Source organism: Nonomuraea sp. NPDC001831 (assembly GCF_042892035.1).
Classification (GTDB): Bacteria; Actinomycetota; Actinomycetes; order Streptosporangiales; family Streptosporangiaceae; genus Nonomuraea.
In genome coordinates, this window is record NZ_JBIATU010000001.1 from 678,077 (window position 1) to 702,731 (window position 24,655).

Genomic DNA, 24,655 nt, shown 5'->3' on the forward strand with positions numbered 1-24,655 from the left:
CGAACGTTCGATTTCACTTTCGTATCGCGGGCGGGCCGAATTACCCGCGCCCCCAATACTGGGTGCATGGCTCCCTCGAACGGCGACTTCGACGCGTTCGCCTCGATGATCGACGAAAGAGTCACGGCACGCAGGGCCGCTCCGGCGCTCGTCGTGAAGATCTATAAGGGCACCCGGGCGGCCGCCCCCGGCGTCGTGGTCAAGGCGCTCGCCCGCCGCCTGCGCACGGCCGACGACCGGCCGCTCGTCCCGTACGCCGAGGTCGACGCAGCCACCGGCCTGGACGGGATCGTCGTCCAGCTGGGGAACACGACGCCACGCGGCTGGGGCACAGTACGTTTTCCCCGTTATCGGGTGTTGAAGGCGATAAAGGAAGGTGAGCAGGCAACCGGTGCACTAGAGCTGGCTTTTCACGACCTCCACCCAAATCTCGCCTATTTCGTCCGGAACGCCAACCAAGTAGGCGGATTGTCGTTGTTTTTCCAGGTTCTGCTGTTCATCGTGGCGGGCTGGGCGATCCGGGGAGTCTTCCGCTGGTCGTGGCGCCGCCGGACCCGGGGCTGGTTCCCCCGCCACATCGGGCACGACAAGGCCGACTTCTTCCCCGAAGCCGGCCGGCTCATGTGGGGCCCCGACCGGGAGAAGCAGGAGGGGGCCCTGCTCCGGGCGCTCCTGTGCGACCTGGAGGCGGCCTTCACCCCCAGGCTGTCACCGTGGCGGCGGCGTCGCCGCAGCAGGTTCGTGCTCTTCGTCACCGGCGACGCCGCGCTCACCGACCGCGTCGCCGAAGCCGTACGGGACACCCGCGTACGCCGCACGATCGTGATCGCCGCCCCGGCGTCCGGCGCCGAGGCCCCGGGCCCGGACCTCAGGTGGACGGCGAGCGCCCTCGACGGCAGGACGGCCCTCGCCACGACGGCCCTTGCCACGACGGAGGGCGTCATCCAGGGGACCGACGGCCTCGACGCCGCCGCCCTGGCGGGCCGCACCAGGATCCCCGTACGGCTCGGCAGCCCCGCGCTCGCCACGACGGAGGCCGTGGCGCAGGGCCTGGCCGTGGCCGGGCTGGCGGTCCTGCTCGCGATCCCCTGGCTGCCCCCGATCCGGCCGCCGGACACCTCCTGCCTCGCGCGGCCCGCGCCCGGCTCCGCGGGGCCGCCCTCCCCGGTCCCGGACGCCGCCGGGGCGCAGCGCCTCTACGCCGCGGACAAACAGCGGATCGAGGCCGAGAACGCCAGAGTCGCGGCCAAGGAGAAGGAGGGATACACCGTCAAGACGGTGGTGTACCTCGGCTCCGGCGTCGTGACCTTCGAGCACCCCGAGTACAACGGCGTGCTCCCCGAACTGCGCGGGATCCGGCTGGCCCAGCAGAAGATGAACGACATGGCCGAGGCCACCCCGCACAGCCGGCGCAACTACGACGGCAACGTCTTCGTGCGGGTGAACGTCCAGGAGGCCGGCGCCGGGTACGCGAAGGCGCCCGAGATGGCGCGCCGGATCGCGGCCCAGCCGGACCGCAAGGTGCTCGGCGTCATCGGGCTGGGCGAGAGCAGGAAGGAGACGATCGAGGCCCAGCGGATCCTCGGCGACGGCGGCCTGCCCATGCTGGGCATCGGCGCCACCTCGGAGACCTTCCAGTCGCACCCGCTCTATCACCAGGTCTCCTACGACAATCCGGAGCAGGCCCGGCTCATCGCGGCCTTCGCCAGGAACGCCGGCGTCATCCCCGCCAAGGACGGCACCTGCGCCCCCGCCGCGTCGGCCGTCATCCTCGGCGACCCCGACGACGACTACAGCAAGACCCTCAGCGACGACCTCGCCGCCGCGTTCCGGCCGAGCACCCAGCTGTGGTTCTCGCCGTCGAACAAGAGCCCCCAGCCCGGCGGCAAGACGGTCTACAGCCTGTCGGCGCTGGCCGACGAGACCTGCGCGATCGTCGCCAAGGACCCGCGGCGCACCCTGGTCGTCTGGCCGGGACGGGCCCAGCGGCTGCGCGACTTCCTGCAGACCGTCAAGGGCAAGAACGCCTGCCCGAGCGCGCTCACCGTGCTGGCCGGGGCCGACGTCACCACCACGGTGGCGCGCGCGCAGCAACTGTCCTTCGACGGCGTCACGCTCTACTACTCGGCGCACGCGCTGCCCAGCCGGCCGCCGAACGAGATGGGCAAGGAGTACCTCGACCGCTACTCCGCCGCCTACGGCCACGACGCCTGGTACGACCACTGGCGCGGGCCGCTCGCCTACGACGCCCTCATGACCATGGCCACGGCCGTCAACACCGTCTGCCAGCTCAACAAGGCGGCGGGGTGCGGGCGGGGCTCGGTGCAGGTGCTGTCCTCCTTCGGCGTCGGCGGCGACGCCGGCCTGCGCGGCGCCACGGGCACGATCGTCTACCCGAGCGATCCCCGCAACGCCTCGGGCGCGGTGACCGTCGTGCCGTCCGACAAGAGGTTCCTCATCCTCCGCGACACCCCCCAAGGGCCGGTGGTGGCCATGGAGTGCGGCCGCCGCGACGGCGGCGACGTGAAGACCACCTGGGGTCCGCACGACGAGTTCGCCTGCCCCCGCCGCTGAGCCCGTGCGCTGATCCCGGGCACGGGCCCGTCACGCCGGGGTCAGGCACCGCTCCTGGTGCGCAGGACGAGGCCGCCGCCGTCCGCGGGCCCGAACCCGAGCTCCCGCAGCTCGGGGACGTCGATCGCGGTGACGACGCCCAGGGCGCCGGCCTCGGCCACCTCGTGGACCGCGAGGCGGGCCAGCGCCCGGCGCACCCCGGCCGGGACGCCGGGCAGCACGCACGCCACGTCGAGGCGGGCCATGGTGTGCCGCTCGTCCTCCCAGGACGCGGCCGCGTGGCCGACGAAGGGCTCCCCGCGGTCGTGGTCGAGGTAGGCCTGGAGCCAGCAGGCCAGCCGCGCCTCGGCGATCAGCCGCCGCGGGACGCCGACGTCCAGCCCCGCCCTGGCCAGCCAGAACCCGGCATCGGTGGCGGGCGCGTCGTCGTCGAGGGGGACCGCGTCGACGTAGTATCCGGCCGGCCAGACGTCCGGAGCGTCGCGGGTGTCCAGCAGGACCCGGCCGTCGCGGACCGTCCGGCGGCTCCGGCGGACCAGCCCGGTGTCGAGCTCCTCCATGAGGAGGAACTCGACGTCGTGGGCCCACGCGTCGGCCGAGGACACCGGAAGGCCGGTCCACGCGCTCTCCGACGCCGCCGGGAACCCGATGCGCAAGGCGTACGTGTTCGGGTCCCGCCGCCAGCGGAAGACCACCAGCAGGCCGTCGCCCTCCGCCACGACCTCGACCCCTGCGAAGCCCGCCGTCACGGCGCCAGGACGCAGCAGCCGCGCCCTGACGGCTGCGAGCGCATCGGCACGGGACCACTCGACAGTCACGCCTCCAGGCTGTCACATCCGCGAGCGGGCGTGACCGTTGCTCACCTGTCGCCGGGCTCCGCGGGGCAGGGGTCGCCGACGCGGACGGGCGGGACCGGGCAGAGCACCTTGCGACGCTGCTCGGTCAGGCCGCCGAGCCAGGACTCGTCGTGGACGTAGCCGTACCTGCTGCCCGCCCATACCGGGCCGTAGCGGTAGATGACCACGCGGCGCTCGCCGGGGTTGGTGCGGGTGGAGCCGCCGTGCATGAGCCCGTCCACGAAGAGCAGCGCGTCGCCCTTGTCCAGGTGGACGGGGATCGCGCCCGGCAGGGTGTCCATGCGGTCGCCCCTGGCGTAGTCGCCGGCCAGCGGGTGCCGGAAGTTCGACTTGTGCGAGCCCGGCACCACCATCGTCGCGCCGTCGCCCGCGCCGATGTCGGTCAGCGCGAGGATGATGTTGACCTGGCCGCAGCGGAAGACGCCGTGGTCGTAGCGGTAGCCGCAGCGCAGCGCGGTGCGGTAGCCGCCGGAGTGCACGGGGTGGTGCCCGCCCGACTCGCGGATGGAGGCGATCGTCTCGTCGACGAAGACGCCCGGGATGTAGCTGTCCTCCTCGCCCGCGTAGTGCCTGACCAGGCCGAACCAGCTCGGGTGGTCGACCAGCTCCTCGAACGGCCGGCCCGCCGCCACCGCCTGGTGCAGCTCGAAGCCGGTCTCGGGGGTGTAGTCGCGGCGCTGTGCGCCCCGGTACCACTCGCCCCTGGCCAGGTGGCGGGGGAAGGCGTCGAACTCCTCGTTGAGCCGCCGCAGCAGATCCGCGTCCACGGCGTTCCTGAGGATCAGGTAGCCGTTGAGGTCGAACAGGAAGTCGTCCAGCTCGGACATGGTGGAACCTCCGGGGTGTGGTGAGATGCCGCCACTCTGCCGTGATGGGGTCGTTCCGGTCATCCACCCGGAAGATCGGAGATGTCGCATATCCTCAAGGTGTGCGATCTCTCGCCCAGGTCATCGGCCTGCAGGCGTTCCACGTGACGTCTGGTCCCATGCCCCGCTCCCACCTCCACCCCGAGGTCGAGTTCAACCTCGTCCTGTCGGGCACCGCCCGGTACGCGACCGTCGGCGGCGAGGTGGACCTGCCGCCCGGCCGGCTCGCCGTCTTCTGGGGCGGCTACCCGCACCGGCTGCTCACGGCCGAGGGCGTGGACTTCCTGTGGGCGACCGTCCCGCTGAGCGCCGTCATCGGCCACGACCCGCTGCGCGGCGCGGTCGAGCGGGCGCTGTCGGGAGAGTTCCTGTACGGCACCGCCGCCGAGGGCGAGCACGACCGCTTCCTCATGAGCCGCTGGGACCGGGAGCTGCGCCACGAGCCGGCCCCCGCCGTGGCCGAGGTCTGCCTGCTGGAGATGCACGCCCGGCTGGCCCGCCTGACCGGCGGGCCGCGCGGGACGGCGCCCGCCGAAGCGGCGGCGGCCGGATCGGCCGAGCGGATGCTGGCCGTCGTCGCCCGCCGCTACACCGACCGGCTGACGGTCGAGGAGATCGCCGAAGCCGCCGGGGTGCACCCCACCTACGCGGCCCTGGCCTTCAAACGCGCCCTCGGCATGCCCGTCTGGCAGTACGTCACCCGGCTGCGGGTCGCCCACGCCTGCCGGTTGCTGCTGGTCACCGACTGGGGCGTGGACAGGGTCGCGCACGCCAGCGGCTTCCGGACGAGGTCGAGCTTCTACCGGGCCTTCGGCGAATCGACCGGCCTGACGCCCACGGAGTTCAGGCGGCGGGCGAGCGCCGACGGGGGGTGCCCTCCGTGACGCCCGCCGGGAAACGCACGGTGACGCGCAGGCCCCCGGACGGGCGCGGGACGAGGTCGAGCGTCCCGTCGTGCGCGCGGACGATGCTGCCGACGATCGCCAGGCCCAGCCCGACCCCCGCGTGATCGGCGCGGACGCGGTCGGTGCCCCGCCGGAACGGCTCCACCAGCGTGGGGACCACGTCCGGGTGCAGCTCGTCGCCGGTGTTCTCGACGGTGAGGGTCACCGTCCCGGCGTGCACGGCGGTCGTGACCCACACCGTGCCCTGCCCGGCGAGGTTGTGCACGATCGCGTTGTGCACGAGGTTCGTCGTCATCTGCAGCAGCAGCGCGGGCGAGCCGGTGGCGGGGGCCAGGTCACCGGCGGTCTCGACGGCGAGGCCGCGCCGCTCGGCGAGGGGCAGCAGCGTCTCGACGGCCTCCTCGGCGATCAGCGACAGGTCGACGCGCTCGCGCGGGAAGGACCGCTGGTCGGCACGGCTGAGCAGGAGCAACGCCTCGGTGAGGTCGATCGCCCGGGTGTTGACCAGATGGAGGCGGTCGACGAGCTCGGCGGGGTCGCGGGTGGGGTCGGTGCGGGCGACGTCGAGCAGCGTCCGGGCGACGGCGAGCGGGGTGCGCAGCTCGTGGGAGGCGTTGGCGGCGAATCTGCGCTGCTCGGCGACGTGCGCCTCGAGCCGTACGAGCATGGTGTCGAAGGCGTCGGCGAGCTCGCGCAGCTCGTCCGCGCGGCCCGGCAGCCGGATGCGGTGGGAGAGCGAGCCGCCGGTGACTGCGCGGGCGACGTCGGTGATGCGGGTGAGGGGCGCGAGCATCCGGCCGGCCAGCAGCCACCCGCCCACGAGGCCGAACACCATCAGGAACACCAGCACGAGAGCCGCGACCGGGGCGAACGACCGCAGGATGGCCGAGCGGTTGACCATGAAGTCGCCGGTGGAGTAGATGGCGTCGTCGGGCAGACCGCGCATGTAGTACACCCCGACGGCGCCGAGCGGCACGAGGCCCGCGACCACGAGGAACCCGGCGTAGCTCAGGGTGAGCTTGAGCCGCACGCTCAGCCCGGGGGCCCTACCCACGATCGTCCCCCTCGCTCCCGGCCGCGGGCGCCGTGTCGATGCGGTAGCCGACCCCCGGCACGGTGGCGATCACCCAGGGCTCGCCCAAGCGCTTGCGCAGGGACGAGACCGTGATGCGGACGGCGTTGGTGAAGGGGTCGGCGTTCTCGTCCCACGCCCGCTCCAGGAGCTCTTCGGCGCTGACGACCCCGCCCTCGGCCGCGACGAGGACCTCGAGCACGGCGAACTGCTTGCGGGTGAGCGCGACGTAGCGGCCGTCGCGGAAGACCTCGCGGCGGAACGGGTCCAGGCGCAGGCCCGCGATCTCGCGCACCGGCGGCCTGCTGTGGGCCCGCCTGCGGTCGAGCGCTCTGAGGCGGAGCACGAGTTCGCGCAGCTCGAAGGGCTTGGTGAGGTAGTCGTCGGCGCCGAGTTCGAAGCCGCTGGCCTTGTCGTCGAGCCGGTCGGCGGCGGTGAGCATGAGGATGGGCATGCCGCTGCCGGAGGCGACGATGTGCCCGGCGATCTCGTCGCCCGAAGGCCCCGGGATGTCGCGGTCGAGGACGGCGATGTCGTAGGCGTTGACGCTCAGCAGCTCCAGGGCGGTGTTCCCGTCGCCGGCGATGTCGGCGGCGATCGCCTCCAGGCGCAGACCGTCGCGGACGGCTTCCGCCAGATAGGGCTCGTCCTCCACGATCAGTACCCGCATACCCTGACCGTACGGCCCGGGGCCTATCGCCGGCATATGAAAAATCCCATACGGGCCGGCAACGGCCCGCTGCCTTGACTGGCGGCATGATACCCAGCGGACCAGCACGAACGGCAGCCCGCGTGGCCCGGCCGGCCCTGGTGGCCGCGCTCGTCGTCCTCGGTGTGACGCTCGCCGCCGGCGTCGTCGTCCATCAGGCGGCGACGTCCCCGGCCGTCTCGGCGTACGAGGAGGCCGAGGGGGCCGTGCCCGACGGCGCGACGGTCTTCGACGACGGGGTCCCGGCCGTCGCCGGCCTCGACGCCGACCTGCTCCGGGCCCTGCGCCGGGCGGCGGCCGAGGCGGCGGGCGACGGCGTCGAGTTCGTCGTCAACAGCGGCCGGCGTTCCCCGGCGTACCAGGAGCGGCTGCGCCTCGAGGCGGTCGCCCGGTACGGCTCGGCGCGGGAGGCCGCCCGATGGGTCGCCTCCCCGGACAGGTCGTTGCACGTGTCCGGGGACGCGGTCGACCTGGGGGCGGCCGCCGCCGGATGGTTGTCGGCGCACGGCGCCGCGTACGGGCTGTGCCAGATCTACCGCAACGAGCCCTGGCACTACGAACTGCGTCCGAAGGCCGTCGGCCGCGGCTGCCCGCGCATGTACGCCGACCCCACCCGCGACCCGAGGCTGCGGCGCTGACCCGCGTCCCGCTCAGGACAGGGGCACGCCGCGGTAGGCGCGCCAGAGCGCCAGGTCGTAGCCCAGGCCCAGGGCCGCGCCCAGCAGCAGGGGAGCGCCCAGCGCGGCCAGCGTGCCGGTCAGCATGGTGGTGGCGGCGATCGGCGCGACCGAGACGGCGACGCCGCGGGCCAGGCTGGTCATGCCGGCGGCGGCCGTACGCTGCCCCGGCGGGACGACCGCGGCCGTGAACGCCTGCCGCGCCGGTACGTCGATCTTGGACACCGTCTGGCGGAGCAGCAGCAGGACGACGGCGGTGGCCAGGTCCGGGGCGAACGGGATGCAGGCCAGCAGCAGGTTGGCCACGGTGTGGGGGAGGAGCATCGTGGCCAGCAGGCCGCGCCGGGCGGCCAGCAGCGGCGCGGTGAGCTGGGCCAGCGCCGGCAGCAGATCCGGGTCGGCGGGCGCGGTCCGGGGCGGCTCGGCCTGCGGCGTCAGGTTCCAGAACTTCGATCGGAAACAGGCTCCTGGCCTGCGCGTTCGGCATGGGGCATGATGCCCCGGGCGGCGCGGCGGCCGCGCCGTGAACGCGCGAAGACGCACGACCATATTGCGCGGGCCCGCCGCCGCGTCAGGCGGCGGGTTCGAGGTGGACGTGCAGGTCGGTGGCGTGGGCGGGGACGGGGTCGCCGTCCGGCCCGGTGACGGCGGTCACGGCCAGACCGCGGTCGCGGCCAGCTCCTCGAACACCTCGCGGGGATACCAGTGCAGGACCCACGGGCGTTCGGCGACGGTGACGTCCGGGCCGTGGTGGCGTTCGTAGCGCAGGAGGGTCGTCTGCGTCCGGGCGGTCTCGTCGCGTCGCTGGGAGACGACGGACACCCGCAGGGCGGCGCCGTCGGGGGCGACGGCCGTGCGCGCCCGGCCGAGCTGGTCGGCCGGGACCGGGTCGGGGGTGAACAGCGGAACCAGCGCGACGCCGCCCTCCTCCAGGTGGGCGCGGATGCCGCGCAGGGCCGCCAGCGCCGTGGCGTCGTCGGGGAGCAGGGTGAAGGTCGGCCCGGCCAGGAAGATCGACCGGTAGCGGCGGGGCAGGCTCAGGCTCTCCATGCGCTGGTGGAACAGCGTCACGGACACGTCCAGCTCGCCGGCCCGGTGCCGGAGCCGGGCCAGCATGTCCGCCGAGGAGTCGACGCCGTCGACGTCCAGGCCGCGCCGGCGCAGCTCCAGCAGGGGATCGCCGTCCCCGCAGCCCAGCTCCAGCGCGGGGACGCCGGTACGCCCGACGAAGGCGGCATAGGGCTCCGGGTCCTGGGAGACGGATTTCAGCGGCCCGTAGAGCTCCGCGACCAGGCCGGTGTAGAAGTCAGCTGGATCCACCTTCGTCACAGTACGCACATGATCCAGCTGGTTCACTCCATTATCGAGCCGGGGACGGCCGCCGAGGCGTTCCAGAAACCGGCGTACCGGCCGCCGCGGCGCAGCAGCTCGTCGTGGGAGCCGGCCTCCACGATCCGGCCGCCGTCGAGGAAGACGACGTGGTCGGCGCGCCGGACGGTCCGCATGCGATGGGCGACCATGACAACGGTACGCCCCGCCATCAGCCGCTCGACGCCCTCGTGGACGGCCGCCTCGTTCACCGGGTCCAGCGCCGAGGTCACCTCGTCCAGCAGCACGACGGGGGCGTTCTTCAGCAGCGCCCGCGCGATCGAGACGCGCTGGCGCTCGCCGCCGGACAGCAGCGCCCCGCCCTCGCCGACGTTCGCCGCCCAGCCGCCGGGCAGCCGCTCGACCACCTCGTCCAGCCGGGCCGCCGTCGCCGCCGCCCGCACCTCGGCCTCGCCGGCGTCCGGACGGCCGAGCCGCACGTTGTCCTCGATCGTGCCGTCGAACAGGTAGACGTCCTGGAAGACGACGGAGATCCGGCTCATCAGCGTCTCGGTGCTCATGTCGCGCACGTCCACGCCGCCCACGCGGACCGCGCCCGCGTCCACGTCGTGGAAACGGGCCAGCAGTTGCAGCAGCGTGCTCTTGCCCGCCCCCGACGGCCCGACCACGGCGAGCCGCTGCCCCTCGGGCACGGAGAACGACACGTCGCCGAGCACCGCGCGGTCGCCGTGCCGGAAGGCGACGGACTCGAACGCCAGGTCGTGGCGTACCGGCTCGACCGGTTCGCGCGGCTCCGGCAGCGGCTCGGTGCGCAGCACCGCGTCCAGCCTGGCCAGCACGGACCGCGCGGCACGCAGCTTGCCCCCGACCTCCGACAGCGACAGCAGCGGGTCCGCGCAGCGGGCGGTCAGCACGAGCACCGCCAGGACCTCCGCCACGCCGAGCTCCCCGCCCAGCGCCAGGTAGGCGCCCAGCGCCAGGATCAGGCTGAACGCGGCCTGCACCACCAGCGCCAGCCCCACCACGCCGGGCAACGTCGAGACCACCGTACGGCGGGAGGCGCGCCGCACCTCGCGCAGCGAGTCGTCGAGCAGCGCGAACCGTTCGCCGGTGCGGCCCGCGGCGCGCAGCACCGGCTGGGTCTGGAGGAACTCGACGACGCGTCCCGCGGCCTCCTTGTCGCGTTCGTGGCGCTCGGCGTCGGCCGCCGCCGTCGAGCGGGCCGTCCAGCGCTGGACCGCCGCCACGACGGGCGCCGCGGCCAGCGCGGCCAGCCCCGTCCGCCAGTCGACGGTGAACATCACCGCCACGATGGTCAACGGCGTGACCAGCGCGGAGACGAACGGCGCCAGCAGGTGGGCGATGATGCTCATCGCCTGCAACAGGCCGCGGCTGGCCATCACGGACACCTCGCCCACCCGGCCGGTGTCGTACCAGCCGAGGGGGAGCCGGGCCAGGTGCTCGCCGAGCCGGTGGTACATGCCGCGCAACATCGAGGTCCCCACCCGCATGCCGGCCAGGTCGCTGGTGTAGCGCAGCACGGCGTAGACCGCCACCGCGGCTCCGAACGCGGCCAGCCAGGGCCAGGCGTCCGCGGGCGCGCCCCCGAACAGCGCCCGCAGCACGGGCACCAGCAGCGCGTAGGACAGCCCCTCGGCCGCGGCGGTCGTCGTCATCAGGGCCACGGTGCGGCGCGCCGGTCCGGCGTAGCGGTGTCCCAGCACGCGCAGCAACATGCGGATCATCGGGATCGTCCTCCTTGCGGCACGGCGTCGCCGGTCTCGGTCTCGTCGGTGAGCGCCGATCGGTGGGAGCGCCAGAACGCGGCGAACCGCCCGTCCCGCGCCAGCAGGTCGGCGGGCCTGCCGCGCTCGACGATCGTCCCGTTCTCCAGCACGGCGACGGTGTCGGCGTCGATGACGGTCTCCAGGCGGTGGGCGATGACCAGGATCGTCCGCTCGCCGTCCAAGGTCGCCAGGGCGCGGCGCACCGCCTGCTCGGTCTGCGGGTCGGCGCAGGCGGTGGCCTCGTCCAGCACCAGCACGGGCGTGGCGGCCAGCAGCGCGCGGGCGATCGAGATGCGCTGCGCCTCGCCGCCGGACAGGCCGGTGTCCTCGCCGATCACCGTGTCGTACCCGCGGGGCAGTTCCAGGACGCGGTCGTGGATGTGCGCGAGCCGGGCGGCCCGCACGATCTCCTCGCGGCCGGCGTCCGGCACGCCCAGCGCGATGTTGTCCGCGACCGACGCGCGCAGCAGCCGGACGTCCTGGAAGACGAAGGAGACCCGCCGGTAGAGCTCCCGGCTGCCGATCTCGCGCAGATCGACCCCACCCAGGACGACCGAGCCGTGCGTCGGGTCGAAGAACCGCGGCAACAGCCGCACCAGCGTGGACTTGCCGCCGCCCGACGGCCCGACGAGCGCGGTGACCGTGCCCGGCTCCAGCTCCAGGTCGATCCCGCGCAGCACCTCGCGGCCGTCGTCGTAGCCGAACCGCACGTCCCGCAGCTCGATCCGGTGCCCCCGGGGAACGACCGGACGGGCGGGCTCCGGCAGCGGCGGCACCGCGAGCACGTCCTTGATCCGGGCAACCGCGCGCCGGGCGGCCTGGAGATCGTCGAAGCCGTGGCCGAGCGCCGCGACCGGGGCCGTCAGGCCCAGCCCGAGCAGCAGGAAGGGCAGCAGGTCGGCCGGGGCCAGGCCGCCGCCGGTGATCAGGGCCGCACCGCCGGCCAGCACGACCAGCAGCACGAACGGCGGCGACAACGCGACCTGCATCCCCGCCGCGATCAGGGACATGCCGCGCGCCCACCGGCCGAAGGTGCCGGCGAAGTCGTCGGCGGCGCGCAGGAAAGCCTGGTGGGCGCGCCCGGCGCCGCCGAACGCCTTGACCACCGCGATGCCCTGCACGAACTCCACGACGGAACTGGCGATACGCCCCATGGCGGCGTCGAACTCCTCCTGCTCGCGCAGCCGCGCGGGCCGCATCATCAGCGGCACCAGCGCCAGGGCCAGCGCCACCGGGATCAGCGTGATCAGGGTGAGCCGCCAGTCGACGGTCAGCAGGTAGGCCAGCGACACCGCCGGCACCACGAACGCCGCGGCCAGGTCGCCGGGGGCGTGGGCGATGAACGGATGCACCGCGCTGACGTCCTCGCCCACCACCTTGGCCAGCTCGCCGGTGCGGCGGGTGGACAACCAGCCGAGCGGCACGCGCCCGAGCCGGTCCGCCAGCCGCCGACGTAACGACAGCTGCACCCGGCCGTCGAGCACGTGCCCGAGCCCCGACGACGCGCCCGTCAGCAGCAGCCGCACGAACAGCCCGGCCACGCCCGCGAGCACCGCGATCCGGACGCGATCGGCGTCCACCGGGCCCGGCGACAGCAGGACGCGGCCCACCTCGACGACCGCCAGCAGCGGCGCCAGGCCCGCGACCGCGCCGATCACCTGCGACACGACGACGGCGACGAACGCCGGCACGTGCGGCCGCAGCAGCCCGCCCGCGCCCGTTTCCGGCGGCGGGACGGCCTCGGGCGGCTCGGGGACGGCCTCGGGCGGCTCGGGGGCCGGCCGGTGTCCCCGGCTCGTTTCGCGGCTGCCGGTCATGGGTCCTCCAATTCCGCTACCTGAAGTATCGATACTTAAGGTAGCGCAATCGGATATCGTTCAGGCATGTCCCGAGCGAGCACTTCCGCCAGACCGCCCGGTCGCCCGCGCTCCGGCGTCAACGCCGAGGTGTTCGCCGCCACGTTGCGCACCGTCCACGAGCTCGGCTACGCGCGGGCCACCGTCGAGCGCATCGCCGCCGCGGCCGGTGTGGCGAAGACGACGGTCTACCGGCGCTGGCCGACGAAGGGCGAGCTGATCGTCGACTGCCTGCTCGACGCGTTCGGTCCGGCGCCGCTGGAGGGCGCCGACCGGGCCGAGATCATGTCGTCGATCATCCGGTGGATCGCCGGGAAGATCAGCGAGCCGGGCACGGGCGACGCGTTCGCGGGCGTGTTCAGCGACGCCGTCAGCGATCCGGCCCTGCGTGAGGTCCTGTCCACCCGGTTCCAGGACCCGTACCGGCTCGCGCTCCAGGAGGCGCTCGGCGAGCCGGAGCAGCGCGTCCTGCTCTACATCGACGTCGTCGTCGGCACCTTGCTGCACCGGATGGGCATGACCGGCGAGCCGATGGTCGAGGCCGACGTCGACGCGCTGACCGAGATGGTTCTGCGGCACTTCGCCGGCGAGCCCGGGGAAGCGCCCGGCGCCTGATCCGCGTGCCGCGTCGGCTCCGCGGATGGTCAGGCGGAGGGTTCCCGGCGGAGTGGACGGGCCGGGCGTCGCCGTAGGCCGACGCCCGGCGCCTGCGCCGGTGCGGGGGTCACGACACCCCGGAGGCGATCTTGTTCAGCAGGCCCTGGTCGCCGCGGGCGGCCTGGTCGTGGACGTGGGCCGGGCCCGCCGGGGCCGGCCAGGCGGGGCCGAAGCCGGGGTAGGGGTGGGGCAGCGGTGCGGGAGCGGCCGCGCGGGCCGGCCCGGCCAGCGCGGCGGAGGCCAGCACGCCGGCCACGGCGGCGGCGATCGCGAGGCCGGCTGATCCGCGTCTTCTCTTGAACATTTCGAGGTCCCCTCGACGTGGTCTGGAAGGACCGCCGACAGTAGCAGATTGTTATAGCTCAAGTACAGAGAGTCACATGGCGTGGTGTGAAGCAGTAGCGTGACCGCACGTGAGCGATTACACAGGGTCACCGTCGGTCGAGCTCCGGTCCCCGCGGCGGTGGGTCGTGCTGCTGCTCTGCTGGGCCTCGCTCACCATGACCTCCGTCGACCGTTCCACCTGGGGGCCCGCGTCGCTGCAGGCGGGCGAGGCGCTGGGGGTGTCGCTGGCCGGGCTGGGGGCGTTCGCGACGGCGTACTACGTCGGCTACGTGCTGTCCAACATCGGCGGCGGGCTGCTCGGCGACCGGATCGGCAGCCGGGTCGTGTTGTCGGGGTCGTTGTTCACGGCGGGCGGCTTCATGATCGCGTTCGGGTCCGTGCCGTCCGCCGGGGCCGGGATCGCGGTGCAGGCGCTGATCGGGCTCTGCGCGGGGGCCGACTTCGCGGCGGGCGTCAAGCTCATCGCGTCCTGGTTCGGCGAGCGGGAGCGCGGGCTGGCGATGGGCGTGTTCACCATGGCCTCGTCGCTCGGCACGATGATCGCCAACGTGCTCGTGCCCCGGCTGATCCAGTGGTACGACTGGCGGGCCTCCTACCACCTGTTCGGGATCGTGTCGATGGGGCTCGCGCTGGTGTGCCTGACACTGCTGCGCGACCGGCGCGAGCCGCCGGCCGCGCCGGCCGCGCGCCCGTCGCTGCGCGGCCTGGCCCGCGACCGGGACCTGCTGCTGATCGGCCTGGCCGGCTTCGGCGGGCTGTGGGGCACGTACGGCTTCGTGACCTGGTCCAACACCCTCATGGTGAAGGGGCACGGGCTCGACCCGGTGACGGCCGGGACGGTCGTCGTGGTGTTCGCGGCGGCGGGCGCGGTGGGCAAACCGGTCATCGGCCTGGCCACCGACCTGGCCGGACGGGGACGCAAACGCCCGGCGGTCGCCGTGCTGGTGGCCTTCGCCGGCTGCCTGCTGCTGTTCGGCCGCATGGAGACGGAGACGGCGTTCCTGGTGACGGCCGGGTTCGCGGGGCTGGGCGCGTACCTGTACTCGCCGTTGCTGATCGCCATGGTGCCCGGCCTGTCCGGGACGGCGCTGGCCGGCTCGGCGGCGGGCGCGACGAACGCGGTGGCGCAGCTGGGCAGCGTGACCGTGCCGGTCGTCGTGGGGGCGGTCTACCAGGCCGGCGGCTCCTTCTCCGCCGCGTTCGCCACCCTGGCCGCCGGGCCCGTGGCGGGCGCGGTGGCGCTGTGCTTCGTCCGCGAGGCGCGGGGGGGGGGGGGGGCCCCCCGCCCCCCCCCCCCCCGGGCGGGGGGGGGCCCCGGGGGGGCGGGGCCCCCGGGGGGGGGGGGGGGGGGGGGGGGGGGGGGGGGGGGGGGGGGGGGGGGGGGGGGGGGGGGCGGCCCCCCCCCCCCCCCCCCCCCGCCCCAGGTCGGTTCGCCGGCGTGACGGCGCCGCCGGGCCGGGAGGCGTTCGGCGTGACGGCGTGACGGCGGCAAGCCGGGAAGCGGTCGGGCTGCTGTGTCGTCGCCGGGATTCAGCGCAGCCGGTCCAGCACCGCTCGCAGCACGGGGGCGAACGCGTCGGGGTCGTCGGCGAAGCCCGTGTGGTCGCCGGGGAACAGGACGGGGTCGAGCCCGAGCGCCTGCCCGAGGGCGCGGGAGGCGCGGTCGCACAGCTGCCCGGCCGACTCCTCGCCGATGCCGATCACCAGACCGGGCGTCGCGCGCAGCCGGTCCAGGTCGGGCGCCCAGTGCGTGGTGGCGTGCAGCTCGTGGGCGAACCAGCGGCGCTCGTCGGCGACGTCCCGCGGGTCGCGCGGGCCGCCGAACATCATCTCCAGCGCGCCGTCCGGCACCGTGATGCCGGCCTGGCCCATGACCCCTGCCCAGGCTCCGACGACGTCGCCGCTCAGGTAGGCGGCGATGAGCTCGTCGGTCTGGCGGTGCAGCTCGTCGCGGTCCGGCAGCAGCTCGATCAGCGGCGGTTCGTGGGCGACGACGCCGCGCACCTGCTCGGGACGGGCCTGCGCCAGGGCCAGCGCGGTGACGGCCCCGCCGCTGGAGCCGAAGACGACGGCCGGACCGGCGTCCACGTGCGCCAGCAGGCGGGACAGGTCGTCGGCGCGCAGCCGCGGCGTGGAGTCCTGGGCGGGGTCGTCCAGCGGGCTGTGCCTGATGCCGCGCGGGTCGGTGGTCAGCACCGTGTGGTCGCCGGCGATCAGGTCGGCCAGCGCGGCGAAGGAGCCGGCGTCCATCGGCGCGCCGACGAGTGCGACGAGCGGGCCCTGGCCGCGTACCTCGAAGTGCAGGCGGGCGCCCGGGACGTCGAGCGTGGAGACGGTCGTGGAGACAGTCGCGGTCATGATGTCCTCCTGGAAGCGGCGGCCCTGACGTGGGCCGCCGGATGGTCGGCCGCGGCCGCGGTCGTGGCGACCGCGTCCAACAGCGGTGGTGCGGCGACGGCCACGAGCAGCGCCAGGGCTGCCGGGATCACCAGGGCGAGGGGCAGCGACGCCGTCGTGGCGACGTACCCGATGAGGGCGGGGCCGACGAGGCCGCCGCCGTAGCTGACGGTGGTCACCGCGGACAGGCCGCGCGCGGCCCCGCCCACGGTGCCGAGCAGGCTGGCCACGACCGGCCAGACCACGGCCACGCCCGCGCCGGACAGCGCCCAACCGGCCATGGCGCAGCCCAGCCGGACGGCCGCCTCCACGGGCAGGACGCCCGCGAGCAGGACGAGCCCGTAACCGGCGGTGGCGGTCGCGCCGGCCAGCCGGATCGTGACGCGGACGCCGAGCCGCGTCCTGACGGCGTCGCCGGCGAACCGGACGAGCGTCATCGCCACGAAGAAGACGGTGTAGACGAGCGACCCGGTGGCCGGGTCGGCGCCCAGGACGCGGGTCGCGTGCACCCCGGCCCAGTCGGTGGCGGCGCCCTCGGCGACGAACGCGGCGGCGCCGATCACGCCCAGCATGGCCAGCACCCCCGGCCTGAGCCGAGCCACCCCCCGCCCCTCCGCCCCCCGCCCCTCCGCTCCGCGCACCCCGCCCGCACCCCCGCCGACGGCCCCGAGAGTGGTCCTGACAGCGCCCCCGACGGTGACCCCGACGGTGGTCCCGGCAGCGCCCCCGACGGTGGCCTCGACGGTGGTCCCGGCCGTGCCCCCGGTGGCGGTCTCGCCCGTGGTCCCGGCCGTGGTCCTGACGGTGATTCCGGCCGTGGTCCCGGTGGTGGTCCCGGTGGTGGTTCCGGCCGTGGCCCGGGTGGTGGCCATGGCGGCGCCCCCGACGGCGGCCATGGCGGCGGTCAGCGCTGTCGCGCCCACCAGCATCAGCACCCGCACGTCGGCCCCCGCACGCAGGGCCGCCGTGACGAGCGCGCCGCCCGCCACCGCGCCGAGCGTCCACGTGCCGTGCACCGTGGCCATGATCGGCCGCCCGAGCCCTCGCTCGACGGCCACCGCCTGGACGCTCAGGGCCACGTTCAGCAGACCGAAGAGCACCCCGAGCAGAGCGGCCGAGACCATCAGCGGCCCGGGACCGGCCGCCAGCGCCGGGCCGGCCAGCGCCAGCGCCGCCGCCGGTGCGCAGACCCGCAGCAGCCCGCCTCCGGACCACCGGTCGCACAGCCGTCCGGCCACCGGCATGGCCACGAGGGAGCCGGCGGCCAGCACCATGAGCAGCGCGCCGAGTCCGCCGGGCCCGAGCCCGAGGCGCGCGTCGGTGGCGGGCAGCGTGGCGGCCCACACCGCGTTCGTGACGCCCGTCAGCCCGTAGCAGAGGGTGATCGTTCCTCGTCCGGCCATGTCCTGATCCTTGCGGTGGCGCGGCGTCGGGGTCCAACACCTGTTCGAACGCGATTCACGCGCCAGCAGTGTGAATCAGGTAGGAAGGTGGCATGCCGGACGACGTCGAGATCCGCCTGCTGCGCCACTACGTGGCCGTCGCCGAGGAGTTGCACTTCAGCAGAGCCGCCCAGCGCCTGTACGTGGCGCAGCAGGCGCTCAGCCGCGACGTCCGCAAGCTGGAGGACCGGGTGGGCCGCCGGCTCCTGGAGCGCACCACCCGCAAGGTCGCCCTCACCCCGGAGGGACGCCTGCTGCTGACCCGGGCACGGGAGATCCTCGCCCTGTACGACGCCACCATGCTGGACCTGCGCGGCCGGCCCAGGTCGCTGACGGTCGACGTCGTCGGCGCCGGTCTGACCCCTGCCCTGGTGCTGGCCGCGGCCCGCGCCCACGCGCCGGGGGTGGAGTTCTTCGCCCGCTTCCACAGCGGCACCGAAGCGGCCCCGCCCCTGCTCGCCGACGGCCGCCTGGACGTCACCTTCGGCCGCAGCCCCGAACCGCCCGGCCTCGGAACGCTCAGCTCCGGAACGCTCAGCTCCGGAACGCTCAGCTCCGAAGCACTCGGCTCAGGAGCGTCCGGCCTCGGAGCGTCCGGCCTCGGAGCGTCCGGCCTCGGAGCGTCCGGCCTCGGAGCGTCCGGCCTCGGAGCGCCCGGCGTCAGAGCGCCGGGCCTGGGAGCGTCCGGCCGCGTGCGGTGGCGGCCGGTACGCCACGAGCGCATCGCGGTGCTGCTGCCCGAGCGTCACCCGCTGGCCCGGCTGCCCGTGATCCCCCTGGAGTCGTTGCGCGGCGCGAGCCCGTGCATCCGCGCCGGCGACCACGCCACGCCCGGCTGGGAGCACGCCGTCCTGCAGTTGCTGGCCCCCTTCGGCGTCGACGCCGCCCTGGCCCACCCGCACGTGCGCGGCGGCGACGAGCTGGCCCAGCACCTCCGCGACCGCGACGCGCCCATCCTCACGCTCACCACGCAACCCGACATCCAGGGGGCGGTCCTGCGCCCGCTCGTGGACCCGGTCGCCATGTTCCCCTGGACGATGATCTGGCGCGCCGACGACGACCATCCCGGCCTGCAAGCCCTCCACCAGGCCGTGGACGAGCTGGCCGCCGCCCACGACTGGCTCGGCGTCCCGGACGGCGCGTGGTTCCCCGGACCCGAGGCCAGGCCAGCCCGTCAGAAGGCGTAGCTGTCAGAAGGCGTAGCTGTCAGAAGGCGTAGTCGTCAGAAGGCGTAGCGGATGCGGCAGTAGGGGAGCCTGGCGGCGATCAGCCCGGTCAGGGCGGCGACGTAGCGGCCCTTGTGTCCGTTGCGGTAGCGGACGTTCCAGCCGCCCGTCTCCGACCGTTTGGCCTGCTGCAGCTCAGGCCGCCACAACACCTCCTCGGCCTTCGGGTGCCAGCCCAGGTTGACCTGGTGGAGCCGGTCGTTGTGGGTCAGGAAGATCACCTCGGCGGCGAGCTGGGCGCGGGCCTGCGGTGACAGCGCGTCGTCGAGCCGCTCCAGCAGCTCGGCCCAGTCCTCCAGCCAGCCGTCCCGGACCACCACCGGGCTCAGGTTGACGTGGACCTCGTAACCGGCCGCGACGAAGTCGTCGATCGCGTCGATGCGCTCGGCGACCGGCGAGGTGCGGATGTCCAGGAGCTTGGAGTCGGCGGCGGGCATGAGGCTGAACCGCACCCGCGTACGCCCCCGCGGGTCCCAGCCGAGCAGGTCGCGGTTGACGTACTTGGTGGCGAAGCTGGCCTTGGCGTTGGGCAGGTCGCGGAAGAGCTCGACCAGGTCCCGGACGTTGTCGCAGATCGTGGCGTCGAGCGAGCAGTCGGAGTTCTCGCCGATGTCGTACACCCACAGGCGGGGATCGACCTGGTCGGGCCGGGGCTTGACGCCCTGGCGGCCGGCGTGCCGCCGCAGGTAGCCGGTGATCTGGTCGATGTTGGCGAACACCGTGATCGGGTTGCTGTACCCCTTGCGGCGGGGCACGTAGCAGTAGGCGCACGCCATCGCGCAGCCGTTGGCCGTGGAGGGCGCGATGAAGTCGGCCGAGCGGCCGTTGGGCCGGGCCGTCAGCGACTTCTTGACGCCGAGCACGAGCGCCTCGGTCTTGATGCGCACCCAGCGGGCCACGTTCGCCTCGTCGCCGTACAGCTCGGGGATGCGGTGGTGGCTCTCGACCTCGACGATCTCGGCGGCGGGGAACCTGGCGAGGATCTCCCGCCCGCGCGGCAGCGCGGCGGCCGCGGGCTCGGCGTAGATCCGCCGGACGTCGAGGAGGCCGGTCACGGCCGCTCCGGCTGTTCCATGGGGCAAGAATATGCGGTCCGGGACGCGAGTTGCCAGGTCAGCACGGGTGCGCCGCAGCTTCGGCAGTGCTCGCGCCGGTACACCCAGCGCTCGGAAGGGGCCTCCGGGTCGCTCACCACCTGCCCGGCGTCCCGGCCGAGAGCGAGATACCTGACCGCCGCGTCCCACAGCCGCCCGGCGGTCTCGGCGCGGACGCCGCGGGCGTTCGGATGCAGGCCGACGAGGAACAGCAGCTCGGCCCGCCACGCGTTGCCGATGCCCGACCACACCTTCTGGTCCAGCACGGCCGCGCCCACCGGCCCGCCGAACGCGGTCAGCCGTGCCACGGCCTGCTCCGGCACGGCGTCCGCGCGCAGCGGATCGGGCCCGAGCGAGTCACGCAACGCCGCCACCTGCCCGCGGGTCAGCGCCTCGCACCGCGCGGGCGCAATCAGGTCGTAGGCCACCTCGCCGGTCGCCAGCCGCAACCGGGTGCCGGGCCGCGGCGACGTCCCGGGGTCGTCGTACCGCAGGAAGATCCCCCGCATGCCCAGGTGGACGTGCACCGTCGGCGCGTCCGCGAAGTGGTACAGCAGGTGCTTGCCGAGCGCCTCCACCTCCGTCAGCACGCGTCCGTCCCACGGCCGCGCGTCGAACCGCCCCTGCGGTCCCGCGGCGAGCACCGTCCGGCCGGCCAGGTCCGCGTGCTGCCCGGCGGCGTGCCGGTGGATGAGGTGTCCTTCGGGCATGCCCGGGGCCCTACCCCGTGAGCTGCGCCGACGCGCCGCGGGCGGCCGGTCCGCTGAGTGGACCGAACGTTGCCCGCCGCCCTTCCGGCCCAACAGCATGGACGCGACGTAAGTGATCGCTCACGCAGGGCGACGAAGGCTCGGGCGGTCATACCGTCCCACGGAAGGACGAGCACCATGAACGACAGAACGGCGAGGGCCCTGTCCCGGGCCCTCATCGCGACGGCGGTGGCGGGGGCGGCGGTGACGGCGCCCGGTGCGGCCGACGCGAGCAGCGTCCGGGCCGCGGCCGACCCGACCTGCGGGAGCTGGGTCTCCAGCGCGGTCTTCCCCGGCCTGTCGGCCCGGGCCTGCATCTGGGGCACCGGCGCCTCCTGGAAGCAGGCCCAGACCGAGGTCTTCAACGGCACGGGTTCCGCGGTCGAGGTCGAGACCCTGACCGCCACGCTCGACCCGCTCCCCGGCAACGCCCGGTGCACCGCCATCCACCTCCAGAACGGGCAGACCGCGTTCTGCGGCACGCGGAGCGTCCCTGACAACAACCCCTTCCAGTTCGACCGCGCCGTGGGCTCCGTCCAGGTCACCGACCTGGTCCACCGGGAACAGTTCGCCTTCGCGTCCCCCTTCGTCGGCTGAGCGGAAAGGGTGGTGAAGCCTTGACCGGTCCCGCGGAGGAGCCGGAGCAGGTCCGCCTGGTCCGCACCGCCGACCTGGCGGATCTGCGCTTCGGTTTTCCCGGCCTGTCGTTCAAGCGCCCGGCGGCCGGCCGGATCCTGGTCAGGACCGTGCCGGAGCGCGAGGGGCTGATCGTCGTCACGTTCGCCGCCCAGCACATCGTGGAGCAGGCGTTCTTCGAATCGGCCGGGGCCGGGCTGCCCGATCCCGTCCCGGTGCAGCCCCATCCGGCGCCTCCCGTCGTCTCCCGGATCAGCGGGCGCAGCACGCTCGTCTTCGTCGTGGGGCCCGAGGACGAGGTGCCGTACACCGCCGCGGGCCTGCTGGCGGCCATGAGACGGCTGCCGCTGCGCACGGTGGGCGACCAGGGCCAGGCCGACCCGCTGCGCGACCCGGAGGGGGATCCGCGGACCGCGATCGAGCTGCCGTACCGGCTGCTGCTGTCCCCGCCCCCCGACGTGCGCTGGACGCACCGCACGGCCCCCGCAGACGACGCGGACCGGGTGGAGCTGTGGCACACGCGGCTGCGCGACACACGGGCCAGGGCCGTGTGGACCAGGGACTTCCCCGGCGACACGCCGGTCGATCCGCCGCCCGACCCGCTTCCCACGTCATTGACGCCCGCCGACCGGGCCGCGCTCGTCCACCTCACCAGCGACCGCGGGCTGTTCACCGAGCCGGGGCACCAGCCGTACGTGCCGGTGCCCGTCGAGGTCGGCCACCTGATCCTGTCCGCCCTCGGCGGCTGGCTCGACGCCCTCGGCAGCTGGGACCCCCGCCCGGCGATCACGAACGTCAGCCAGTGGCGGCACCGCGCGGCCATGGGCCGCGACCACTACGTACGGGTGCTCTACTCGGGCTATCTGTGCCCCTTCGGGCACCGCGCGGACCTGGTGAAGGTGACCGAGCGGAAGTTCGACCCTGACCGCCCGGAACATCCCGCCTACCTGGCCCAGCGCATCTTCATCACCTGCCGCGAACCGGTCAGGGACTTCCCGCCCGGCGCGGCCCGCCGCGACGCCGACGGCGAACGGCTCGACGCCCAGTTCCCGTTCCGGCGCGTCGAACTGCTGACCCTGGTCACCCCCGACCTCTCGCCGCCCGCCGACGTCCTGCCGGTGGGCGAAGGGCAGCACGCCTTCTTCCCCGCCGTCCGCGACCAGGACCCGTTCCTGTTCAAGGTGCGCGCGACCGACCTGGCCGGACGGGTGACCGAGTTCAGCACCCCGCTGCTGTTCCTCACCGAGAACTTCAACAAGGGCGCCGACCTGGTGGCGGCGGCAGCGGCGTACAACGCCCTGGACCCCGGTCCGGCGGAGGCGCCGCCGGACCGGCTGAGCGCCGCCCTGCACGGAGCCCGGGTCGCCGTCGCCGCGCCCGCCGCGCCCGACGACACCACCGTCGAGGCCGCGACCCTCGTCTGGGGGACGGCCCTGCCGACGGACCGCGACGACCAGCTCCACCAGCGGATCCCCGGCTTCCTGCCGGTGCTGCGCTGGGCGTCGGCGGTGGTTCCGGCCGTCAGCAGGCTCACCGGCGCGTCCGGGCCCCGCCCGGTCCGGTACGCCCGGCGCTACCGGCTGGCCGCCTTCGACCGGACGCCCGACCGGCCCGGCGACCCCGTCAACCCCGGCGAGGTGTTCCTGGAGCTGGTCAGCGGCACGTCCCCGCTGGTCATGGACTTCGACGACCAGCGGGACCGCGCCGGCGGCCTGGCCGCGCCCACGTTCACCGTCGCGGGCCTGTCCCGGCTGACCGGCCCGGTCAGCGCCGCCCGAACGCCCGCCGCCGGAACGCCCGCCGGCACGTCCGCCGCGGCGGCCGACCCGCTCGGCACGGTCGCCGACGGCACCTTCCGGCCCTCGGACTTCTTCGACGCGATCGGCGCGAAGCTGTTCGGCGTCATCCCGCTGTCCGCCCTGGTCAAGGCCGCCGGCCTGGACGAGGAGCTGAAGGCGCCGCGGTTCGTCACGCAGACCCTCAACGCCGCCACCGCCTTCCTCACCGACCTGCGCCGCGCCGAACGCCGGCTCGCCGACGTGGCCGCCCGCTTCCCGGCGGTGGCCGCCGCGGCCGAGCGGGTACGGACCACCGCGCTGACCCTCGCCGCCGCCGTCGAGGCGTTCATCGCGGGAACGGCCGACCTCGGCCGGGTGGACGCGGCCTTCCGCGACTTCAGCGCCGCCCTCGACGCGCTCGGCGCCGGCCTTCCCGCCGACGTGGACCACGCCGTCGTCACGCTGCTCGGCCACCTGCGACAGGCCCTCGCCATCTGGGACGACGCCCCCGCCGGGGTGCTGCCGCTGCGGCGGGCGATCGAGAGCGCCGGAGCCGGCCTGCGGCTGCCGGAGTCCGTCGCCGCCCGGCTGGAGTGGACGCCCGACATCCAGCCCTGGTCGTTGCGCGAGGGCGACCAGCCGATCTTCGTCCCGCACGACGGCCACGGCGACCCGGCGCGCAAGGGCCGCTTCTCCGTGGTCGTCGACCTGCGCGCCGGGCTGCGGCCGGACACGCCTCCGGCCGCCGACGTGACCTGCACGCTGGAGGAGTTCGACCTGGTGCTGCTGCCGGGCGTGCTGGAGGCGATGCGGCTGGACTTCCGGCGGATCAGGTTCACCATGCGGGCCGGCGAGAAGCCCGACGTCGAGGTGGCGTTCCGCGACGTCGAGTTCATCGGGGCGCTGTCGTTCGTCGAGACGCTGCGCCGGATCATCCCGCTCGACGGGTTCAGCGACCCGCCGACGCTCGACGTCTCCCCGCGCGGCGTGCTGGCCAGGTACGGGATGCCGCTGCCGAACCTGGCGATCGGCGTCTTCAGCCTGGAGAACATCTCTCTCAACGCCTACCTGGACCTGCCGTTCGCGGGCACCCGGCCGCTGGAGATCGGGTTCGCGTTCTGCCGCAGGGACGCGCCGTTCCGGCTCACCGTCTCGCTGTTCGGCGGCGGCGGCTGGTTCGGGATCGTGCTGTCGCCCGACGGGGTCCGCGCGCTGGACGCCGGCCTGGAGTTCGGGGCCGCGGCGTCCGTCGACTTCGGGGTGGCCAGCGGCAGCGTGTCGGTGATGGCCGGGATCTACTTCCACCTCGACGCCGCGACCGGGCAGGCCGTCCTGTTCGGCTACTTCCGCGCCCGCGGCGAGGTGGACGTCCTCGGCCTGGTCTCCGCCTCGATCGAGCTCTACCTGGAGCTGGGGTACGAGGGCGGCGACGCGGTCGGCCGGGCGCGGATCACGATCACCATCGAGATCGGGTTCTTCGAGGAGTCCGTCGAGATCAGCTGCGAGAAGCGGTTCGGCGGCGCCCGGTCACTGGCCGCCGCCGCGGAGCTCGCCGCGGGCGCGGTCGTGGACGGCGGCGAGACGGCCGGTTCCGCGGCCACCTTCGCCCAGATGATGGCGCCGTACCGGGATCCGGTCACCGGCGCGCGACGAGACCCGGTCGCCGAGTACTGCGGCGCCTTCGCGGAGGTGGCCTGAC

At 74.4% G+C, this 24,655-nt stretch carries 21 protein-coding genes; 8 read left to right on the forward strand and 13 right to left on the reverse strand.

Annotated elements, in window-relative coordinates; genetic code table 11:
• Window positions 1–66 precede the first annotated feature (66 nt).
• The gene (locus ACFYYW_RS02935; protein WP_387644343.1) at window positions 67–2,574 is read left to right on the forward strand and encodes a hypothetical protein; all 2,508 of its coding nucleotides are present in this window, start codon (window positions 67–69) and stop codon (window positions 2,572–2,574) included.
• Window positions 2,575–2,615: 41 nt separating this feature from the next.
• Here ACFYYW_RS02935 and ACFYYW_RS02940 read toward each other — a convergent pair whose 3' ends face one another.
• Both ACFYYW_RS02940 and ACFYYW_RS02945 read right to left on the reverse strand, forming a co-directional pair.
• Window positions 2,616–3,392 carry a hypothetical protein gene (locus tag ACFYYW_RS02940; RefSeq protein ID WP_387644346.1) on the reverse strand — a complete coding sequence of 259 codons (777 nt, stop codon included), beginning with the start codon at window positions 3,390–3,392 and terminating at the stop codon, window positions 2,616–2,618.
• Between the two features lie 41 nt (window positions 3,393–3,433).
• A complete protein-coding gene (locus ACFYYW_RS02945; protein ID WP_352326327.1) occupies window positions 3,434–4,258 on the reverse strand; it encodes a phytanoyl-CoA dioxygenase family protein in 825 nt (274 codons plus the stop codon).
• Between the two features lie 101 nt (window positions 4,259–4,359).
• On the opposite strand from ACFYYW_RS02945, the gene ACFYYW_RS02950 reads away from it, so the two are divergent.
• The gene (locus tag ACFYYW_RS02950) at window positions 4,360–5,181 is read left to right on the forward strand and encodes a helix-turn-helix domain-containing protein (RefSeq protein ID WP_387644350.1); all 822 of its coding nucleotides are present in this window, start codon (window positions 4,360–4,362) and stop codon (window positions 5,179–5,181) included.
• On the opposite strand, the gene ACFYYW_RS02955 is transcribed toward ACFYYW_RS02950, so the two are convergent.
• Both ACFYYW_RS02955 and ACFYYW_RS02960 read right to left on the reverse strand, forming a co-directional pair.
• Window positions 5,141–6,256, reverse strand: coding sequence for a sensor histidine kinase (locus ACFYYW_RS02955; RefSeq protein WP_387644353.1), 1,116 nt, complete (start codon window positions 6,254–6,256; stop codon window positions 5,141–5,143). The genes ACFYYW_RS02950 and ACFYYW_RS02955 overlap by 41 nt on opposite strands.
• On the reverse strand, window positions 6,249–6,944 hold the full coding sequence (locus tag ACFYYW_RS02960) for a response regulator transcription factor (RefSeq protein ID WP_352326324.1): 696 nt from the start codon (window positions 6,942–6,944) through the stop codon (window positions 6,249–6,251). Before ACFYYW_RS02960 ends, ACFYYW_RS02955 begins: the two co-directional genes overlap by 8 nt.
• A gap of 122 nt (window positions 6,945–7,066) precedes the next feature.
• Between ACFYYW_RS02960 and ACFYYW_RS02965 the strand changes: the two genes are divergently transcribed.
• Entirely contained in the window at window positions 7,067–7,621 is a 555-nt protein-coding gene (locus ACFYYW_RS02965; protein WP_387644355.1) for a D-alanyl-D-alanine carboxypeptidase family protein, read from the forward strand.
• A gap of 12 nt (window positions 7,622–7,633) precedes the next feature.
• Here ACFYYW_RS02965 and ACFYYW_RS02970 read toward each other — a convergent pair whose 3' ends face one another.
• The 4 genes from ACFYYW_RS02970 to ACFYYW_RS02985 form a co-directional block, all read right to left on the reverse strand.
• Window positions 7,634–8,203: a hypothetical protein gene (locus ACFYYW_RS02970; RefSeq protein WP_387644358.1), complete on the reverse strand. Its 570-nt coding sequence runs from the start codon at window positions 8,201–8,203 to the stop codon at window positions 7,634–7,636.
• Window positions 8,204–8,311: 108 nt separating this feature from the next.
• Complete coding sequence (locus ACFYYW_RS02975; protein ID WP_387644361.1) at window positions 8,312–8,980, reverse strand: class I SAM-dependent methyltransferase; 669 nt, start codon at window positions 8,978–8,980, stop codon at window positions 8,312–8,314.
• 32 nt (window positions 8,981–9,012) lie between these two features.
• On the reverse strand, window positions 9,013–10,734 hold the full coding sequence (locus ACFYYW_RS02980; RefSeq protein ID WP_387644364.1) for an ABC transporter ATP-binding protein: 1,722 nt from the start codon (window positions 10,732–10,734) through the stop codon (window positions 9,013–9,015).
• On the reverse strand, window positions 10,731–12,593 hold the full coding sequence (locus ACFYYW_RS02985; RefSeq protein WP_387644367.1) for an ABC transporter ATP-binding protein: 1,863 nt from the start codon (window positions 12,591–12,593) through the stop codon (window positions 10,731–10,733). The genes ACFYYW_RS02980 and ACFYYW_RS02985 overlap by 4 nt, the downstream gene beginning before the upstream one ends.
• Before the next feature lie 66 nt (window positions 12,594–12,659).
• On the opposite strand from ACFYYW_RS02985, the gene ACFYYW_RS02990 reads away from it, so the two are divergent.
• Window positions 12,660–13,247 (forward strand): TetR/AcrR family transcriptional regulator, encoded by a 588-nt coding sequence (locus ACFYYW_RS02990; protein WP_387644370.1) that lies wholly within the window; start codon window positions 12,660–12,662, stop codon window positions 13,245–13,247.
• A gap of 109 nt (window positions 13,248–13,356) precedes the next feature.
• Here ACFYYW_RS02990 and ACFYYW_RS02995 read toward each other — a convergent pair whose 3' ends face one another.
• The gene (locus ACFYYW_RS02995) at window positions 13,357–13,593 is read right to left on the reverse strand and encodes a hypothetical protein (RefSeq protein WP_387644373.1); all 237 of its coding nucleotides are present in this window, start codon (window positions 13,591–13,593) and stop codon (window positions 13,357–13,359) included.
• A gap of 109 nt (window positions 13,594–13,702) precedes the next feature.
• Here ACFYYW_RS02995 and ACFYYW_RS03000 point away from each other — a divergent pair, with 109 nt between their 5' ends.
• The gene (locus ACFYYW_RS03000) at window positions 13,703–15,076 is read left to right on the forward strand and encodes an MFS transporter (protein ID WP_387644375.1); all 1,374 of its coding nucleotides are present in this window, start codon (window positions 13,703–13,705) and stop codon (window positions 15,074–15,076) included.
• 88 nt (window positions 15,077–15,164) lie between these two features.
• Here ACFYYW_RS03000 and ACFYYW_RS03005 read toward each other — a convergent pair whose 3' ends face one another.
• Both ACFYYW_RS03005 and ACFYYW_RS03010 read right to left on the reverse strand, forming a co-directional pair.
• Window positions 15,165–15,992: an alpha/beta fold hydrolase gene (locus ACFYYW_RS03005; protein ID WP_387644378.1), complete on the reverse strand. Its 828-nt coding sequence runs from the start codon at window positions 15,990–15,992 to the stop codon at window positions 15,165–15,167.
• Window positions 15,989–17,434, reverse strand: a complete 1,446-nt coding sequence (locus ACFYYW_RS03010; protein WP_387644380.1) for a hypothetical protein — start codon at window positions 17,432–17,434, stop codon at window positions 15,989–15,991. The genes ACFYYW_RS03005 and ACFYYW_RS03010 overlap by 4 nt, the downstream gene beginning before the upstream one ends.
• A 92-nt stretch (window positions 17,435–17,526) precedes the next feature.
• On the opposite strand from ACFYYW_RS03010, the gene ACFYYW_RS03015 reads away from it, so the two are divergent.
• Window positions 17,527–18,660, forward strand: coding sequence for a LysR family transcriptional regulator (locus tag ACFYYW_RS03015; RefSeq protein ID WP_387644382.1), 1,134 nt, complete (start codon window positions 17,527–17,529; stop codon window positions 18,658–18,660).
• A gap of 35 nt (window positions 18,661–18,695) precedes the next feature.
• Here ACFYYW_RS03015 and ACFYYW_RS03020 read toward each other — a convergent pair whose 3' ends face one another.
• Window positions 18,696–19,754 (reverse strand): spore photoproduct lyase family protein, encoded by a 1,059-nt coding sequence (locus tag ACFYYW_RS03020; protein ID WP_387644385.1) that lies wholly within the window; start codon window positions 19,752–19,754, stop codon window positions 18,696–18,698.
• Window positions 19,751–20,503 carry a DNA-formamidopyrimidine glycosylase family protein gene (locus ACFYYW_RS03025; RefSeq protein WP_387644388.1) on the reverse strand — a complete coding sequence of 251 codons (753 nt, stop codon included), beginning with the start codon at window positions 20,501–20,503 and terminating at the stop codon, window positions 19,751–19,753. Before ACFYYW_RS03025 ends, ACFYYW_RS03020 begins: the two co-directional genes overlap by 4 nt.
• 177 nt (window positions 20,504–20,680) lie before the next feature.
• On the opposite strand from ACFYYW_RS03025, the gene ACFYYW_RS03030 reads away from it, so the two are divergent.
• Both ACFYYW_RS03030 and ACFYYW_RS03035 read left to right on the forward strand, forming a co-directional pair.
• Entirely contained in the window at window positions 20,681–21,139 is a 459-nt protein-coding gene (locus ACFYYW_RS03030; RefSeq protein ID WP_387644391.1) for a hypothetical protein, read from the forward strand.
• A 20-nt stretch (window positions 21,140–21,159) separates the two neighbouring features.
• Complete coding sequence (locus ACFYYW_RS03035) at window positions 21,160–24,654, forward strand: hypothetical protein (protein WP_387644394.1); 3,495 nt, start codon at window positions 21,160–21,162, stop codon at window positions 24,652–24,654.
• The last annotated feature ends 1 nt before the right edge of the window (window position 24,655 follow it).

What these genes read in the sequence shown, in the direction of transcription:
- ACFYYW_RS02980 (WP_387644364.1), bottom strand. Translation starts at nt 10,734, where the DNA reads ATGATCCGCATGTTGCTGCGCGTGCTGGGACACCGCTACGCCGGACCG.
- ACFYYW_RS02945 (WP_352326327.1), bottom strand. Translation starts at nt 4,258, where the DNA reads ATGTCCGAGCTGGACGACTTCCTGTTCGACCTCAACGGCTACCTGATC.
- ACFYYW_RS03015 (WP_387644382.1), top strand. Translation starts at nt 17,527, where the DNA reads ATGCCGGACGACGTCGAGATCCGCCTGCTGCGCCACTACGTGGCCGTC.
- ACFYYW_RS02985 (WP_387644367.1), bottom strand. Translation starts at nt 12,593, where the DNA reads ATGACCGGCAGCCGCGAAACGAGCCGGGGACACCGGCCGGCCCCCGAG.
- ACFYYW_RS03030 (WP_387644391.1), top strand. Translation starts at nt 20,681, where the DNA reads ATGAACGACAGAACGGCGAGGGCCCTGTCCCGGGCCCTCATCGCGACG.
- ACFYYW_RS03025 (WP_387644388.1), bottom strand. Translation starts at nt 20,503, where the DNA reads ATGCCCGAAGGACACCTCATCCACCGGCACGCCGCCGGGCAGCACGCG.
- ACFYYW_RS03005 (WP_387644378.1), bottom strand. Translation starts at nt 15,992, where the DNA reads ATGACCGCGACTGTCTCCACGACCGTCTCCACGCTCGACGTCCCGGGC.
- ACFYYW_RS02995 (WP_387644373.1), bottom strand. Translation starts at nt 13,593, where the DNA reads ATGTTCAAGAGAAGACGCGGATCAGCCGGCCTCGCGATCGCCGCCGCC.
- ACFYYW_RS02990 (WP_387644370.1), top strand. Translation starts at nt 12,660, where the DNA reads ATGTCCCGAGCGAGCACTTCCGCCAGACCGCCCGGTCGCCCGCGCTCC.
- ACFYYW_RS02935 (WP_387644343.1), top strand. Translation starts at nt 67, where the DNA reads ATGGCTCCCTCGAACGGCGACTTCGACGCGTTCGCCTCGATGATCGAC.
- ACFYYW_RS02960 (WP_352326324.1), bottom strand. Translation starts at nt 6,944, where the DNA reads ATGCGGGTACTGATCGTGGAGGACGAGCCCTATCTGGCGGAAGCCGTC.
- ACFYYW_RS03010 (WP_387644380.1), bottom strand. Translation starts at nt 17,434, where the DNA reads ATGGCCGGACGAGGAACGATCACCCTCTGCTACGGGCTGACGGGCGTC.